The organism is Rhodococcus sp. NPDC058521 (assembly GCF_042719695.1).
In the GTDB taxonomy this organism is placed as follows: Bacteria; Actinomycetota; Actinomycetes; order Mycobacteriales; family Mycobacteriaceae; genus Rhodococcus_F.
In genome coordinates this window covers 182017-197618 of record NZ_JBHXNL010000005.1, presented here as the reverse complement: position 1 = coordinate 197618, position 15602 = coordinate 182017, and the positions used below count along the sequence as shown (strand labels likewise).

Below are 15602 nucleotides of genomic sequence, written 5' to 3'. Positions count from 1 at the left end.
CCTGGGAACAGGAGGTAGGCGCCATGGACGCGATCACTCAGGTTCCGATGCCCACCAACGAGCCGGGTCACACCTATGCACCCGGCAGTCCCGAACGCGCCAGACTGCGGTCCGCGCTGGCCGACATCGCCACCGATCCGGTGGACATTCCCCACGTCGTCGGAGGAGTCCGTGGTTCCGGGTCCGGCGAGAGTGTCGACGTAGTTCAGCCACACCGCCATTCCGCGGTACTCGGCACCCTGCGTAACGCCGGCCACGAGGATGCGTCGGCGGCCGTCGACGCAGCGATTGCCGCCGCCCCGGCATGGCGAGACCTGTCGTTCGACGATCGTGCGTCGGTGATCCTGCGAGCGGCCGACCTGCTGGCGGGTCCGTGGCGTGAGACTTTGGCGGCGGCAACGATGTTGGGGCAGTCCAAGTCGGTTCAGCAAGCGGAGATCGACGCGCCGTGCGAGTTGGTCGACTTTTGGCGGTTCAATGTCCATTTCGCGCGACAGATTCTCGAAGGCCAGCCGATCTCGTCTCCGGGAGTATGGAACCGGCTCGAATACCGGCCGTTGGAAGGGTTCGTCTACGCCGTCACGCCGTTCAACTTCAGTGCCATCGCCGGAAACCTTCCGACGGCGCCGGCGTTGATGGGAAACACGGTGGTGTGGAAGCCGTCGCAGACCCAGACCGTGGCAGCCTACTGGACACTGCAACTCCTCGAGGCGGCCGGGGGTGATCAACCTGGTCACCGGTAATGGTCAACCGGTGTCCGATGTGGTGCTCTCCGACCCACGATTGGCAGGAATACATTTCACGGGTTCGACGCGGACGTTCCAGCATCTGTGGAAACAGGTCGGCGAGCACATCGCCGACTACCGCGGTTATCCGCGTCTCGTGGGGGAGACCGGCGGAAAGGACTTCGTCGTCGCACACGCGTCGGCGGACGAGGCGGTACTGCGGACCGCACTGATTCGCGGTGCCTACGAATACCAGGGGCAGAAATGCTCCGCCGCATCGCGTGCCTACGTGCCGCGCTCGTTGTGGCAGAAGATGCGTGACGAATTCCTTGCCGAGGTCGATGCCATTTCCTATGGCGACGTCACCGATCTCGGCAATTTCGGTGGTGCGCTCATCGATCGTCGCGCCTTCGACAAGAACGTTGCGGCCATCGAGCGGGCACGGGGGAAAGCCGACCTCGACATCGCGGTTGGCGGGAAGTACGACGACGGCGTCGGGTACTTCGTCCGCCCGACGGTGCTGCTTGCGGACGACCCGCTGGACGAGGCGATGACCACCGAATACTTCGGTCCGATCCTCACCGTGCACGTCTACGACGACTCCGTACCGTCCGCTTTCGAGGACGTTCTCACCGCCGTGGACACGGCTGCGCCTTACGCGCTCACGGGCGCGGTGGTGGCGAACGACCGTCAGGCGGTGTCGCAGGCAACGGAGGCTCTTCGCTACACCGCCGGCAATTTCTACATCAACGACAAACCTACGGGCGCAGTGGTGGGTCAACAGCCCTTCGGTGGTGCGCGAGCTTCGGGAACCAACGACAAGGCCGGTTCGATTCTGAACCTGATGCGGTGGGTATCGGCTCGCACGATCAAAGAGACCTTCGTGCCCGCGACCGAACATCGTTATCCGCACATGGGTGAGTGAGCGCCATGAAGGTGCCGGCATCCCTCTCGAATCCGCTTCGTCCGGCGATCCTCGCGGCGGCCGGTTCGCAGGGCCTCGAGCGGGCGATCACCAATGCTCCGGTAACTCGGAGGATCGTCGACAGATTCGTGTCGGGCGAGACACGAGAGCAGGCCATCGCGGCCGCAACCGGCCTGCTCGGATCGGGACGGGCGGTGTCGATCGACTTTCTGGGGGAGGACACGACCGATCTGGTCACCGCACGAGCGACCGTGCAGGAGTACCTCGAACTGATCGCGGAGCTGCCGCACGACAACCACGACGTCGAAGTCTCGGTGAAACTGTCGGCGCTCGGGCGTGGGCTCGGGCCCGGTGGTGACGAGATCGCTGCGGCGAACGCACGCATCGTCTGTGCTGCCGCCGAAGCAGCCGGAATCTGGGTGACGGTGGACGCGGAAGATCACACGACGACGGATTCGACCTTGGCGATCGTGCGGGCACTGCGGCTCGACTTTCCGTGGCTCGGAGTGGTCCTGCAGGCATATCTGAGACGCACAGCGCGGGACTGCCTCGAACTGCGCGATGCGGGTTCGCGCGTGCGCCTGTGCAAGGGGGCATACAACGAGCCCACATCGGTGGCGTTCCGAAACAAACAGGAGGTGGATGCCTCGTATCGGCACTGCCTGGAGGTTCTGTTCGCAGGACACGGCTATCCGATGGTCGCTTCACACGATCCGGCGATGATCGCCGCCGTCGACACATTGCGGGGCGAACGCCACCTGGACGAGTACGAGCATCAGATGCTCTACGGCATCCGTGGCGGAGAGCAGCGACGTCTCGTGGACGCCGGGCGCCGAGTTCGCGTCTACGTTCCGTACGGCACCAAGTGGTACGGCTACTTCATGCGGCGGCTTGCGGAGCGGCCGTCGAACCTGCGGTTCTTCCTCCGTTCGGTGGTGACGGACGACTGAACCCGATTCGCCCGACGGTACAGTTGCCTCGTGGTTACTTCGGGTTCTGGACCGGCGGGATGGGCTCTGCTCGCCGTTGTTCTGGTGCTCGCAATACGAGCCGGCCGCGCTCGAGTAGCGACAACAGGCTCGATTCCTCGCGCCGCTGTGTGCATGTGGGCGGTGGTTGCGGTGCCTTCACTGCTGCAGATCGCCGTCCCCGTGCTGCTCGATGCGTTCGAACGTGACCCCGCCCTGATCCGTGACGGACAGTGGTGGCGGATCGTCACGTCGGTCGCCGTGCAGGACGGTGGTCTGGTCGGTACCGCCGTGAACCTCGCCGCCCTTGCCATCGTTGCTCCGGTCGCGGTGCGGTTCTGGGGTGCGTGGCGGGCAGCGGCGCTGTTCGTACTCGGGCAAGCCATCTTCGACTTGTTCACGGCGTTCGTCTTCCCTTCGACAGGTGCGGGAAACTCGGCTGCGACCCTCGCTCTCGCGGCCTCGATGGTCGGCATGGTGGTCACCGCCCACACGAGCCGTCGAGAGCTGTGGCTTGCTGCGGGGGTCATCCTGAGCGGCGTGTTCCTGATCGGTTTGGGTGACGCGCACGGACTGGCAGTTCTCACGGGCGCGATGCTCGGCGCAGCACTGGCGACCGTGTCCCCACCAGTGGATCAGAGGGCTTTCTCCGAACGTGTCGGAACGGGGTTGTGAGAAGCTGTCGGTGTGTTGCTGACCTCACTGAATCCGCTTGCCGTCGCGCGTGGTGACGACGATTCCGAAGCCATCCGAATCGGCGAAGCCACACTGTCTCGCAGTGACATTCTGGGCGCTGCCACCTCGGTTGCGGAGCGGGTGTCGCGGGCCGACCGTGTGGCAGTTCTCGCGACTCCGACTGCCAAGACGGTTCTTGCCGTCGTCGGCTGCCTGATTGCGGGAGTGGTCGTGGTCCCGGTTCCGCCCGACTCGGGGCGCGCCGAGCGCGAGCACATTCTGCGCGATTCGGGCGCCCAGGCCTGGCTGGGGGACACGGACGAGGACACGGGTGGCCTGCCTGTCGTCCCGGTGCGATTGCACGCTCGGTCCTGGCACAGCTATCCGGAGCCGCCGTCCCATTCCACTGCTTTCATCCTGTACACCTCCGGTACGACGGGGCCGCCGAAGGGAGTGCTGCTCAGTCGCGGGGCAGTAGCTGCCGGGATCGATGCTCTCGCCGAGGCGTGGAACTGGACGTTCCGAGACACGGTCGTTCACGGGCTTCCGCTGTTCCACGTGCACGGACTCGTCCTCGGGATGCTGGGTCCACTGAGGACCGGCAGCCGGTTGGTACACACCGGGAAACCGACGCCCGAGGCGTACGCGGCGGCCGGCGGAACGCTGTACTTCGGTGTCCCGACGGTCTGGTCGCGCGTGGTGCAGGACGAGGACTCGGCGCGGGCGCTGTCCGGGGCACGCCTGCTGGTCTCGGGTAGTGCACCGCTGCCCGTCTCCGTGTTCGAACGACTTCGTGAGCTGACCGGCCAAGCGCCCATCGAGCGTTACGGCATGAGCGAAACGATGCTGACCCTCAGCACCAGGTTCGACGGTGAACGTCGGCCCGGTTGGGTCGGGCTTCCCGTTCGCGGTGTCGAGACGCGCCTTCGCGACGATTCGGGCGCGGACGTACCGCACGACGGTGAGAGCATCGGAAACCTTCAGGTACGTGGCGCAACTCTGTTCGACGGTTACCTGAACCGCCCTGATGCCACCGCGGACTCGTGGACGGACGACGACTGGTTCGTGACGGGTGATGTCGCCGTCGTCGACGAAGAGGGTTTCCATCGCATCGTGGGCCGAGCCTCCACCGATCTGATCAAGTCCGGAGGGTTCAGGATCGGTGCGGGCGAGGTCGAAGAAGCGCTCCTGGGACACCCGAGTGTGCGTGAGGCCGCGGTGGTCGGGTTGCCGGATGCCGACCTCGGTCAGCGCGTGGTGGCATTCGTTGTCGGCGAAGAGGTTTCCGAGCAGGTGTTGACCGAGCACGTGGCCACCGAACTGTCCGTGCACAAGCGGCCGCGGGAGATTCGGGTGGTCGAGTCGCTCCCGCGGAACGCAATGGGCAAGCTCCAGAAGAAAAACCTCATGTGACCGATTGGTAGCTCGGCTACCAGCGAGTTTGGTGTTTCTCACAACTGCAGAGGTCTGTCTGCCTGCACCTGGCTCGATATGATATGCGGCGGTCGTGGTCGCCGTAGGAGTTCGGCGCAGACGTTCGCGACCCGACACCCTAGGGGGCGCGGTGACTGTCGGTCGTCATTCCAGAGTCGAGGAACCTCGGCACTACTGGGGTTTCTACGCCCTGTGCGCCGTGGTAGTGGTGGGTCTCGTTGTGTCGGCCGTCGTGGTGGTGAGGGCGGTGCAGTCGTGGACCCAGAAATGCGATGGCACAGAGGAATTCACGCTCGCTGCCTCGCCGTCCATTGCGCCTGCGTTGAACTCGATTCTCGACGACGGCGACCCGGACGATGCAGGGTGCGCGACATTCGCGGTCAGTGCGGCCACCGAAGGGGAGATTTCGGGTCGTCTCGGTAAGGGCGACGATGCTCCCGATCTCTGGATCCCGGATTCGGGGACGTGGGTCAGGAGGGCAGGGCTCACGGCGACTGGTCCGGTCGAGGTCGTCACCGGTTCGGTGGCTACCACCCCGATCGTGGTGGCGGGACGAAAGGGTGAGACGCCGACCCCCGTCACATGGCTCGATGTATTGCGAATCGAGAACCTTCAATTGGGTAATCCGCTCACCACGGGTGTGGCGGGTGGGCCCATCCTTTCCGCACTCGCCGAGGGGCAGTCCGATCCTGTGGTGGCGGAAACGGTGCGGAGCGCGCTCGTTCCGTTGGCGCAGGAAGAAAGCCAACGCCTCGCGGACGAGCCGGTCGGCATCGAAATGCTAGAGCGGGTATCGGCCAACGGCGGCGTTGCGGTGGCGACGGAGCAGGAGATGATCGAGTTCGCCGGTGACGACACCGCGATGAAGACGGTCGGTCTGGAGAAGGCCGCACCCGAAACGGCCGGCGCGCTCGAGGCCGCAGTGCCGAAATCCGGAACCACGTTCATGAACTATCCGCTGGTCGTGACGGCCCCGTCGCCGAAACGGCACTACATCGCGACGGCTGTGGCCCGTGAACTTGCAGCGTTGCTGGACGGGGACGAGGCCCGCAAGACATTCGCCGACAACGGTTTCCGTGATGTTCGAGGTGAACCGCTCGACTCGAACCTCGATATCGGTGATGTCGCGAAGCTCGAACTCCGAGACGAGTCCATCGGCGACGAGGCGCTTGGAGCCTGGGCGCTGATGGCTCTGCCCATCCGAACGCTCGTCGCCATCGACGTGTCGGGTTCGATGGCCTCTCCAGCCGGAAACGAGACGCGCATGGACCTCACCGTCCAGGCTGCCCTGGCCGGCAACGCGATGTTCCCCGACAGCGTTTCCGCCGGGCTGTGGGCCTTCTCTCAAGGGCTTGGCGGAGAGGGACGGGACTACCTCGAGATGGTTCCGATCCGCCGGTACGACACCGACGTGGACGGGCGTCCGCAACGTCAGGTCATGGCGGACCAGGCGAACGAAGTCACCCATCTGATAGGCGGCGGGACCGGCTTGTACGACACCACGCTGGCAGCCTTCCGTACCGTGCAGGCAAGCTACGATCCGCGCGCCGTGAACAGTGTCATCATCCTCACCGACGGTTCGAACGAGGATCCGGATTCGATCACCAAAGAACAATTGATGGACACCCTGGTCGACGAGCAGGACCCCGCCCGTCCGGTCATAGTCGTCACGATCGGTATCACCGACGACGCCGACGCGAAGACGCTGGCCGAAATCTCGCTTGCCACCGGGGGATCGAGCTACGTCGCCAAGAATCCTGTCGATATCGCGAACGTATTCGTCAACGCGCTTTCGGATCGAGCAAGATAGCAGGGTGGCTCAATCGACGAGAACTGGGCTGTTGGTCCTGTTCACGCCACTGTCGCCGGCAGACTGCATCTCGAGGCATCGACGAAGGTCGCGATCCGGTCGCGCGCACGTTCTCCGGCGGCGGTGAGATCGTTGCGTTCGAAGATGTTCCAGTGTTGCAGGACCGGCCCGACGACGTCGTCGGCGTGATGACGGCGGTCGTAGATTCGGTGTTCGACGACCAGTGACGTGTGGTGCCGGATTCCAGGAATCGTGGAGCCGGGCATCTGAAAGTTCATGACGACGTCTGCGACCGACTTGATCGTCTGGTCCGGTGCCAGTTCGAAGGCGGCTCCGCACATGTCGCGGTAGAAGCGCATGTGGAGGTTGTCCGCTTCGGCGATGCGAGCGAGCCCCTTGCCCGTGGGAGTGGGGCCGCACAGCTGTGCGGCGTTGCGGTGCAACACCGCGGCAGCCATCTCCTGCAGCGTCACGTGCGCGACCCAGTGGAGGAGATTGGCACCTTCGAGTGACGAGTCGATGCCCACCGGCATCGTGTTCGCGCGGGCGCGGTCGAGGGCCGTCGCATCGACCCCGGCGCCTATCACGAGGTGTTCGCGGAGGAATGCAATGTGTCCGTTCTTCGCCGCAGTCCAGCTGTCGAGCCAGGTCGACCACGGGTTCTCGGGGACTCGGTGTCCGGTTCGACCGAGGAACGCGGGTGTTACGGGCGTCGTGAGGAACGAGGTGATCATCGCGGAGCGGGCGGCGGTGGGCACAGGCGTGGCGCCCACCGCGGGCAGGTGATCACCGGGATGCAGATCGTCGGTCGCCGCCGTGAGGCGTGCCAGATTCCGCTCGATGTCCGGCTGTAGCTCGCGTAGGAGCTGTACCTGGCTGAGAGGTCTCGACACGGCGCTCCTATCGGTCGGTGAAAGATGAACCTACTCAATAGTAAGTTCAACGTCCGCGCCGAAACAGGCGGTGGTGGCTTCTTTGGTGACCTCGCAAAGTCGCTGTGCGGGAGGTTGTTCGGACTCACAGTCCGCGCAGGAGGCTAGGGCGCGGCCCTGCGTGATCGAATCCGCGAGTTCACCACGGACAGCACAGCGATGATCGCGAACAGAATGGTGGTGGAAATCAGCTGTGCCCGAGCATCGCCGTCGAACAACATCAGCACCACGAATCCGCCGAGCATCGCGAGGGTTGCGTAGCTCAGGTAGGGGAACAGCCACATCCGGACGGTCAGACGGCCTTCGCGTTCGAGCTGTGGGCGAAGGCGCAGATGTGCGACGACGATGAAGATCCAGATCACGAGCAGCGCAGCACCCACCGCGTTGAGCAGGATACCGAGAAGGTCGTCCGGTAGCCACCAGTTGAGGAGCACGCTCACGAATCCGAAGAAGACCGACAACAGAACGGCATTGATCGGAACGTTGCTGCTGGAGAGCTTCGACATGAGTGCCGGGCCGTCGCCGCGCCGAGCCAGGGAGAACGCCATACGCGAGGTGCCGTAGATGTTCGCGTTGAACGCCGACAGCAGTGCAACCACGACGACCAGTTGCATGAAGCCCGATACGTACGGGATGTTCGCTTGGTCGAGAACGGCCACGAACGGGCCTTCGGGGCCGGTGAGTGCCGGTGAGTCCCAGGGAACCACCAGGACCATTATGGCGATCGCGCCGATGTAGAAGAGGCTGATACGCCAGACGACACTGCGGACGGCCGTGGCGATGGAGTGTTCCGGGTCCTCTGACTCCGCGGCCGCGATGGTGACGATCTCGATGCCGCCGAAAGCGAACGCGACCACGAGGAGCCCCGCCGCCACTCCGGCGAAGCCCTCGGGCATGAATCCGCCGTGGCCGAACAGGTTCACCGTTCCGACCGGTTCGGTGTCCGGTAGCAACCCGAACACGAGCAGCACCCCGATCGCCAGGAACGCCACGATGACGGTGACTTTCACAGCGGCGAACCAGAATTCGAACTCGCCGAAGTTCTTCACCTTGGCAAGGTTGATCACGGCGAAGAAAACGACGAAGACGAGCGCCACGACCCACTGCGGTATCGACGGAATCCATCCGGTCACGATCCGCGACGCTCCGGTGATCTCGGCTCCGAGCACCATGATGAGCATGAACCAGTAGAGCCACCCCATGACGAAGCCGGCCCATTCGCCGATCCCGAGGCGTGCGTAGTGCGAGAACGAACCACTGGCGGGAATCGCGGCGCCCATCTCGCCGAGCATGCGCATGACGCACACGACGATCGCGCCGGCGATCACGTAGGAAACGAGGACGGCAGGACCGGCTTTCGCGATACCGACACCGGTCCCGAGGAAGAGCCCCGCACCGATGGCGGAGCCCAGGCCCATCATCGTGAGATGGCGGACCTTCAGTCCGTGTCCGAGAACCTCACGATCATCGGACGTTGCAGTGCTGTCCTGCCGAACTTCGCTCACCGTCGTCAGTCGTTCGCGTGGAGGGCAGCGTTGAGTTCGACGCCGGTGCCCTTGGTGGGTACGACCTCGACGGCGCCGGACACCGAGTTGCGGCGCAGCAGCAGGTTCGACCGACCGCTGAGTTCCTTGGCCTTGACGACGGTTCCATCCGGTCCGGTGACCTTGGTTCCTGCGGTCACGTACAGCCCGGCCTCGACGACGCAGTCGTCGCCGAGCGAGATGCCGACACCGGCGTTGGCGCCGAGCAGGCAGCGCTTGCCGACCTTGATGGTCTCCTTGCCGCCGCCGGAGAGGGTGCCCATGATCGAGGCGCCGCCACCGACGTCGGAGCCGTCGTCGACGACTACTCCGGCGGAGATCCGTCCTTCCACCATGGAGTTGCCGAGCGTGCCCGCGTTGAAGTTGACGAAGCCTTCGTGCATCACGGTGGTTCCGCTGGCGAGGTGGGCTCCGAGGCGAACACGGTCGGCGTCGGCGATACGGACACCCGAAGGCACGACGTAGTCGACCATGCGCGGGAACTTGTCGATACCGAAGACGGTGACGTGACCGCGGATGCGCAGTCGCGAGCGGACCTTCTCGAACCCGTCGACGGCGCACGGGCCGAAGTTGGTCCACACCACGTTGCTCAGCACGCCGAACAGGCCGTCGAGGCTCAGTCCGTGCGGTGCGACGAGACGGTGGGAGAGAAGGTGCAGACGCAGGTAGGCGTCGTAGGTGTCGACAGGCGGCTTCGACAGATCCGCGATGGTGGTGCGAACGACGACCTGCGAAACCTCGCGGGCTTCGTCGTTGCCGGCGAGCAACGCGAGTTCGGAGGGGATGTCCGCACCCTCGAGGTTCTCGGTGCCCGCTTTGTCGAACGTGCCCAGTTCCGGCTCGGGGAACCAGGTGTCGAGAACGGTTCCGTCGGCGGTCACGTTGGCGATTCCTACTGCAGATGCTCCCTGTGTGCTCACGGGTGTAGAGATTACTTGCTCGTTACCCCGCCGGACGCTACCGGTCGATGATTCCGGGAAAACCAACTGTGCGCTGCCGTGATGGGTCACGATGGTCCGATGAATTCGTACCGGACACGCAGGAGAACCGGGCGTGCCCTGGTCCTGGCGTCGTCACTCCTGCTCGGAACCATGGTCACCGTGATGGGCGCTCCGGCGGCGTCGGCCGCGCCGGTCTGTCCCGGCGCAGGTCAAGCCCCGGTGCTGGTCGGCTCCGTGCCGGGTGCGGCGCTGGAAGGTGCAATCGTCGACGGGGGCGGCAGGCTCTACACCACCGACGCGATCAGTGGTCGAATCTTCCGTCTCGACACACCGGGAGCAGCTGCTGTACCCGTCGCGACCGTTCCGGGCGGCGCGGGCGCGGGAGGTCTCGCCTGGGCGGAAGACGGAAGTCTGCTGGTCGGGTACGGGGGCGGCGGCCCCCGTGTCGTCGTGGGCGACTCGGCGAGGCCGGGTGCGGTGGCGAAGGTGGACGTGGCCACCGGCGCGGTGACGCCGTTCGCGTCGGGTCTCAGCGCGGCAAACGGACTGGATGTCGCGCCGGACGGCGTCGCCTACGCGACCAACGATTTCGCCACCCAAATCGGGAGAATCGCGCCTGATGGGTCTGTCGATCCAGACTGGGCCGTCGTACCGAGTGCCAACGGTGCGGCGGTGACGTCCGACAACCGCTATCTGTTCGTTGCGCGAACGTTCGCGAACCCCGGCATCTCCCGAATTCCGATCGAGAATCCCGGTGCCCCGGAAGATTGGGTGAGCCTCGGCGGGACTGACGTGATCGGCGCTCCCGACGGACTGGTCCTCGACTCCCACGACCGCCCAGTGGTCCCCGCAAATGCTCTCGGTGAGATCTGGCGTGTGGACGGCCCGAACCAGTATTGCGCCCTGGCAACGGGGCTTCCGCTTTCGAGTTCGCTTGCTTACGGGAAAGGCGATTCCGGCTTTTCGGCGGGGCGGCTCTTCCGCGTCGGCTTCGACGGCGCGATCTACGAAATACCGGGCGGGTTCGACGGCTGAGATCTACTTGGATCTACTTGCGTCGTCGCCGCTCACCTCGCCACGAAGGGGTAATGCGGATTGTGGTTCGGGCGATACGGTAGGTAGTCGGGGCCAGTCGGGGAATCCGGATTTTTCCGGACACTTCCAAGGAGGCAATCATGATCGGCTACCTACCTGACATTCCTACAATCGGCGACATCACGTTCCCGCCGGGGTCGTGGTTGTTCGCCTTCGCGCAATGGTGGAACCCGCTCTGACCGTCAGTTCGTCACCGGGAGGGTGAGACGCGTGCGTCGGGTGCTCGTCGAGAGGGGTTTAGTGTTGTCGGGGTGAGAGCTCTCGATCTTCATGCCGACCCCATAGACCTCACCGCCGCCCTCGTGGACATCCCGAGCGTGTCGCACGACGAGTCCGTTATCGCTGCGGCAGTGGAAACCGCGCTCCGCGAGCAGACTTCGGGTTTCGAGGTGATTCGGAACGGCAACGCGGTGCTGGCGAGGACGAACAGGGGCCTGCCCAGTCGGGTGATGCTGGCTGGACACCTGGACACGGTTCCGATCGCCGACAACGTGCCCTCCCGGCGCGAAGGGGACATCCTGCACGGGTGCGGGACCGTCGACATGAAGTCGGGAGACGCGGTGTTCCTGCACCTCGCCGCGACCATCGAGGACCCAGCTCACGATCTGACCCTGGTGTTCTACGACTGCGAGGAGATCGCTGCAGTTCACAACGGGCTGGGCAGGATCGAACGCGAGATTCCCGAATGGCTGCGGGCCGACGTCGCGATTCTGGGGGAGCCGACCGGTGGCCTCATCGAGGCTGGGTGCCAGGGAACGCTGAGAGCGCGCCTGACGACTGCCGGCACTCGTGCGCACTCGGCGCGCTCGTGGCTCGGTGACAATGCGATCCACCGGTTCGCGCCGGTTCTCGAGCGCCTCGCCGCGTATCGTGCGCGGACCGTCGACATCGATGGTTGCGAGTACCGGGAGGGTCTTTCGGCCGTGCGGATCGAGGGCGGCGTCGCCGGAAACGTCGTTCCGGACGAGGCCGTGATGGACGTGAACTTCCGATTCGCACCCGACCGCGGGGTGGACGAGGCGATCACACACGTGCGAGAGGTGTTCGACGGAATAGATCTCGGCTTCGAGATCACCGACTCTTCGCCGGGGGCTCTGCCCGGGCTGTCCGATCCCTCTGCCGCTGCGCTCATAGAGGCCGCGGGCGGGCAGTTCCGTGCGAAGTACGGCTGGACCGACGTCTCGAGGTTCTCCGCTCTGGGTATTCCCGCCGTGAATTACGGGCCGGGAGATCCGAACCTGGCGCACAAGCGTGACGAGCACGTCCCCGTGCAACAGATCACCGAGGTGTCTGACGTGCTCCGTCGCTATCTGACTCGCTAGCCTGTGCGCATGGCACCCCAGAAGAACAGCGGTGGACCGCAGGGTCGTAGCTCGTCCTCGGTGAAGTTCCGTGGCCCGATTCAGCTTCGTCGTGACCGGGTGGACGACGGCACCACCACCGACGAACGCCTGCTCGACGAGCGTGGGCCGACCGATTGGGTGCACACCGACCCGTGGCGGGTACTGCGCATCCAGAGTGAGTTCGTCGAAGGCTTCGGGGCCCTGGCCGAGGTGCCGAGGGCGGTGACGGTGTTCGGTTCGGCGCGCACTCCGGTCGACCATCCCGAGTACGAGGCCGGGCGCGCTCTCGGTGCAGGTCTCGCGGACGCCGGATTCGCAGTCATCACCGGTGGTGGGCCGGGCGTGATGGAGGCTGCCAATCGGGGCGCCTGCGAGGCAGGTGGATTCTCGATCGGACTAGGTATCGAATTGCCGTTCGAGCAGGGGCTCAACGACTGGGTCGATCTCGGCATGAACTTCCGGTATTTCTTCGCCCGCAAGACCATGTTCGTGAAGTATTCGCAGGCGTTCGTCTGCCTGCCCGGTGGGTTCGGCACGCTCGACGAACTGTTCGAAGCGTTGACGTTGGTGCAGACCAGGAAGGTGACGCGCTTTCCGATCGTGCTGTTGGGCACCGAGTACTGGTCCGGGCTGGTCGATTGGATTCGGAATTCACTCGAGCGCAGCGGGAAGATCTCGGAAGGCGATGTCGATCTGCTGTACGTCACCGACAGTGTCGAGGAGGCCGTCGGAATCGTCGTCGATTCGCAGACGGGCATCGACGAGGCCGCACTAACCGGAACCGAGGATCTGTGGTGACGCCGGGGAAGTTCTCCGTGTGTGTCTACTGCGCTTCGGGGCCGGTTGGCGAAGAATACCTCGAGCTGGCCAGCGCGCTGGGTACCGAGATCGGCAAGCGTGGCTGGCAACTGGTGTCCGGTGGCGGCAACGTGTCGATGATGGGTGCCGTTGCCGAGGCCACTCGTGAAGCGGGCGGAAACACCGTCGGTGTCATACCCAAGGCTCTGGTGCATCGTGAGGTGGCCGATGTGGATGCGGACGAACTCTTCGTCACCGACACCATGCGTCAGCGCAAGCAGATCATGGAGGACCGCGCCGATGCGTTCGTGACCTTGCCGGGCGGCATCGGAACTCTCGAAGAACTCTTCGAGACGTGGACGGCGGGTTACCTGGGCATGCACGAGAAGCCGGTGGTCCTTCTCGACCCGTTCGGGCACTACGACGGATTGATGCGGTGGCTCGCCGGACTCGAGGACGGGTTCGTCGGTCGTGGGGCCCTGGAGCGGTTGGTCGCCACCCGAAATATCACCGATGCGCTGGACGCTTGTGTGCGCTGATTCGCACTGCAGGTCACGCGGTGACGCTCGTTGTTACTTTGCAGTAGGGTGGCGTGACTCATTCTCGCCTTTCTAGGGGAAACTATGCGCTCTGAAGCACCGTCGACGATCGGCATCGTGGATTTCGTCCGCCAGATTCCGACCGTGATTCCGGACCTACCGATCATGGCTCGCGGAGTCAAAGGTCTGATCCGGAAGCCGGACGCGCGAGAGTCGATCGGCCTCGTCTTCCAGAAGGCAGCCAAGGCCAACCCCCGTCGTCCCTTCCTCCGCTTCGAGGGTGACTCGATCACCTACGAGGAAGCGAACGAACGGGTCAACCGTTACGCGCACGCGCTGGAGGACCTGGGCGTCGTCCGGGGTGACGTGGTCGGAATTCTCGGGAAGAACACCCCGGAGACCCTGCTGCTGGCTCTGGCCACCGTGAAGTTGGGCGCCACCGCGGGAATGCTCAACTACAACCAGCGCGGCGAGGTGCTCGCGCACAGCATCTCGCTCCTCGAGGGCAGGGCGCTGGTCGTGTCCGAGGCGTGCGGAGAGGCGCTCGATTCGCTCGACGAGAAGCCCGCCACCACGGTCGTACCGCTTGCCGACCTCGAGCGTTCGGCCGAGAAGGCCGATTCGTCGGACCCGGCCGTCTGCGCGCAGATTCAGGCCAAGGAAAAGGCGTTCTACATCTTCACGTCGGGCACGACCGGCCTCCCCAAGGCGAGCCTGATGAGTCACTTCCGGTGGCTCAAAAGCATGTCCGGGCTGGGAAGTCTCGGTGTGCGTCTGCACTCGGACGACACCCTGTACTGCTGCCTGCCGCTCTATCACAACAACGCCCTGACGGTGTCACTGTCCTCTGTTCTGTCCTCCGGTGCCACCCTCGCGCTCGGGCGTCAGTTCTCGGCGTCGAAGTTCTGGTCGGATGTCGAGCGCAACGATGCGACCGCCTTCACCTACATCGGTGAGCTGTGCCGGTATCTCATCAATCAGCCTGCCAGCGCATCGGACAAGAACAACTCGGTGCGCTTGATGGTCGGTAACGGGCTCCGCCCGGAGATCTGGAACGAGTTCAAGGAGCGATTCGGGATCGACCGGGTCGCGGAGTTCTACGGTGCCAGCGAGTGCAACATCGCGTTCATCAATGCGTTGAACTTCGACAAGACGGCCGGCATCTGCCCGCTTCCGCACGCGGTCGTCGAATTCGACGAGGAGACAGGTCAGGCCAAGAGCGCCGCCGACGGACGCCTCCGCAAGGTCGCCACCGGCGAGGTCGGACTGCTGCTGTCCAAGGTCACCGACCGCGCCCCGTTCGACGGCTACACCGACGAGTCGGCCACCAACAAGAAGCTCATTCGCGACGGCTTCGACGACGGTGACTGCTGGTTCGACACCGGCGACCTCGTGCGTCGTCAGGGCCTCGGCCACGTCGCGTTCATCGACCGCCTCGGCGACACCTTCCGGTGGAAGGGCGAGAACGTCGCCACGACCGAGGTCGAAGGTGCACTGGGCGCCCACCCGGCGGTCGAGCAGGCCGTGGTCTACGGCGTGGAGATTCCCGGTACGGACGGCCGCGCCGGAATGGCTGCGGTGACGTTGCACGAGGGACAGTCGTTCGACGGTAAGGACGTTGCCGAGTTCCTGTACTCGAGGCTCCCCAATTACGCGGTGCCTCTCTTCGTTCGGGTCGTCGACTCGTTGGAACAGACCTCTACCTTCAAGAGCCGCAAGGTCGAGCTGCGCAAGGAAGGCTACGACGTCGAGGATTCGACTCGGTTGCACGTGCTCGCCGGACGCGAGCCGGGCTTCCGCGAGGCATACGACGGCTACGTGGGCGAGGTCGCTGCGGGGTCCCTCCCGCGCGGCTAGGGGGCGTTGTCGGGCG

The 15602-nt window shown here is 64.8% G+C and carries 12 protein-coding genes and 1 pseudogene; 10 read left to right on the top strand and 3 right to left on the bottom strand.

The window, feature by feature from the left end; genetic code table 11:
• Positions 1–23 precede the first annotated feature (23 nt).
• The 5 genes and pseudogenes from pruA to ACFWO3_RS10770 all read left to right on the top strand — a co-directional run bounded on the left by pruA (position 24) and on the right by ACFWO3_RS10770 (position 6537).
• Positions 24–1650: pseudogene (gene pruA / locus ACFWO3_RS10790) on the top strand (L-glutamate gamma-semialdehyde dehydrogenase).
• 5 nt (positions 1651–1655) lie between these two features.
• Positions 1656–2600 (top strand): proline dehydrogenase family protein, encoded by a 945-nt coding sequence (locus tag ACFWO3_RS10785; protein ID WP_378577351.1) that lies wholly within the window; start codon positions 1656–1658, stop codon positions 2598–2600.
• A gap of 30 nt (positions 2601–2630) precedes the next feature.
• Complete coding sequence (locus ACFWO3_RS10780) at positions 2631–3293, top strand: rhomboid family intramembrane serine protease (RefSeq protein ID WP_378577063.1); 663 nt, start codon at positions 2631–2633, stop codon at positions 3291–3293.
• 12 nt (positions 3294–3305) lie between these two features.
• Positions 3306–4706, top strand: coding sequence for an acyl-CoA synthetase (locus ACFWO3_RS10775; protein WP_378577060.1), 1401 nt, complete (start codon positions 3306–3308; stop codon positions 4704–4706).
• A 151-nt stretch (positions 4707–4857) separates the two neighbouring features.
• Positions 4858–6537 (top strand): substrate-binding domain-containing protein, encoded by a 1680-nt coding sequence (locus tag ACFWO3_RS10770; RefSeq protein ID WP_378577057.1) that lies wholly within the window; start codon positions 4858–4860, stop codon positions 6535–6537.
• A 41-nt stretch (positions 6538–6578) separates the two neighbouring features.
• Here the strand turns inward: ACFWO3_RS10770 and ACFWO3_RS10765 are convergent, their stop codons facing one another.
• The 3 genes from ACFWO3_RS10765 to dapD form a co-directional block, all read right to left on the bottom strand.
• Positions 6579–7430 carry an acyl-ACP desaturase gene (locus ACFWO3_RS10765; protein WP_378577055.1) on the bottom strand — a complete coding sequence of 284 codons (852 nt, stop codon included), beginning with the start codon at positions 7428–7430 and terminating at the stop codon, positions 6579–6581.
• A gap of 143 nt (positions 7431–7573) precedes the next feature.
• Positions 7574–8890 carry an amino acid permease gene (locus tag ACFWO3_RS10760; RefSeq protein ID WP_378577349.1) on the bottom strand — a complete coding sequence of 439 codons (1317 nt, stop codon included), beginning with the start codon at positions 8888–8890 and terminating at the stop codon, positions 7574–7576.
• Between the two features lie 89 nt (positions 8891–8979).
• On the bottom strand, positions 8980–9933 hold the full coding sequence (gene dapD, locus ACFWO3_RS10755; RefSeq protein ID WP_378577052.1) for a 2,3,4,5-tetrahydropyridine-2,6-dicarboxylate N-succinyltransferase: 954 nt from the start codon (positions 9931–9933) through the stop codon (positions 8980–8982).
• Between the two features lie 99 nt (positions 9934–10032).
• Here dapD and ACFWO3_RS10750 point away from each other — a divergent pair, with 99 nt between their 5' ends.
• The 5 genes from ACFWO3_RS10750 to ACFWO3_RS10730 all read left to right on the top strand — a co-directional run bounded on the left by ACFWO3_RS10750 (position 10033) and on the right by ACFWO3_RS10730 (position 15586).
• Positions 10033–10989 (top strand): SMP-30/gluconolactonase/LRE family protein, encoded by a 957-nt coding sequence (locus ACFWO3_RS10750; RefSeq protein ID WP_378577050.1) that lies wholly within the window; start codon positions 10033–10035, stop codon positions 10987–10989.
• 311 nt (positions 10990–11300) lie between these two features.
• Positions 11301–12371: a succinyl-diaminopimelate desuccinylase gene (dapE, locus tag ACFWO3_RS10745; protein WP_378577047.1), complete on the top strand. Its 1071-nt coding sequence runs from the start codon at positions 11301–11303 to the stop codon at positions 12369–12371.
• A gap of 9 nt (positions 12372–12380) precedes the next feature.
• Positions 12381–13190, top strand: coding sequence for a TIGR00730 family Rossman fold protein (locus ACFWO3_RS10740; protein WP_378577044.1), 810 nt, complete (start codon positions 12381–12383; stop codon positions 13188–13190).
• Positions 13187–13729 (top strand): TIGR00730 family Rossman fold protein, encoded by a 543-nt coding sequence (locus tag ACFWO3_RS10735; RefSeq protein WP_378577040.1) that lies wholly within the window; start codon positions 13187–13189, stop codon positions 13727–13729. Before ACFWO3_RS10740 ends, ACFWO3_RS10735 begins: the two co-directional genes overlap by 4 nt.
• 84 nt (positions 13730–13813) lie before the next feature.
• A complete protein-coding gene (locus tag ACFWO3_RS10730; RefSeq protein ID WP_378577037.1) occupies positions 13814–15586 on the top strand; it encodes a long-chain-acyl-CoA synthetase in 1773 nt (590 codons plus the stop codon).
• Positions 15587–15602 lie beyond the last annotated feature (16 nt).

Coding starts and splice junctions, on each gene's coding strand:
- ACFWO3_RS10785 (WP_378577351.1), top strand. CDS start 1,656: ATGAAGGTGCCGGCATCCCTCTCGAATCCGCTTCGTCCGGCGATCCTC.
- ACFWO3_RS10760 (WP_378577349.1), bottom strand. CDS start 8,890: ATGATGGGCCTGGGCTCCGCCATCGGTGCGGGGCTCTTCCTCGGGACC.
- ACFWO3_RS10750 (WP_378577050.1), top strand. CDS start 10,033: ATGAATTCGTACCGGACACGCAGGAGAACCGGGCGTGCCCTGGTCCTG.
- ACFWO3_RS10740 (WP_378577044.1), top strand. CDS start 12,381: ATGGCACCCCAGAAGAACAGCGGTGGACCGCAGGGTCGTAGCTCGTCC.
- ACFWO3_RS10730 (WP_378577037.1), top strand. CDS start 13,814: ATGCGCTCTGAAGCACCGTCGACGATCGGCATCGTGGATTTCGTCCGC.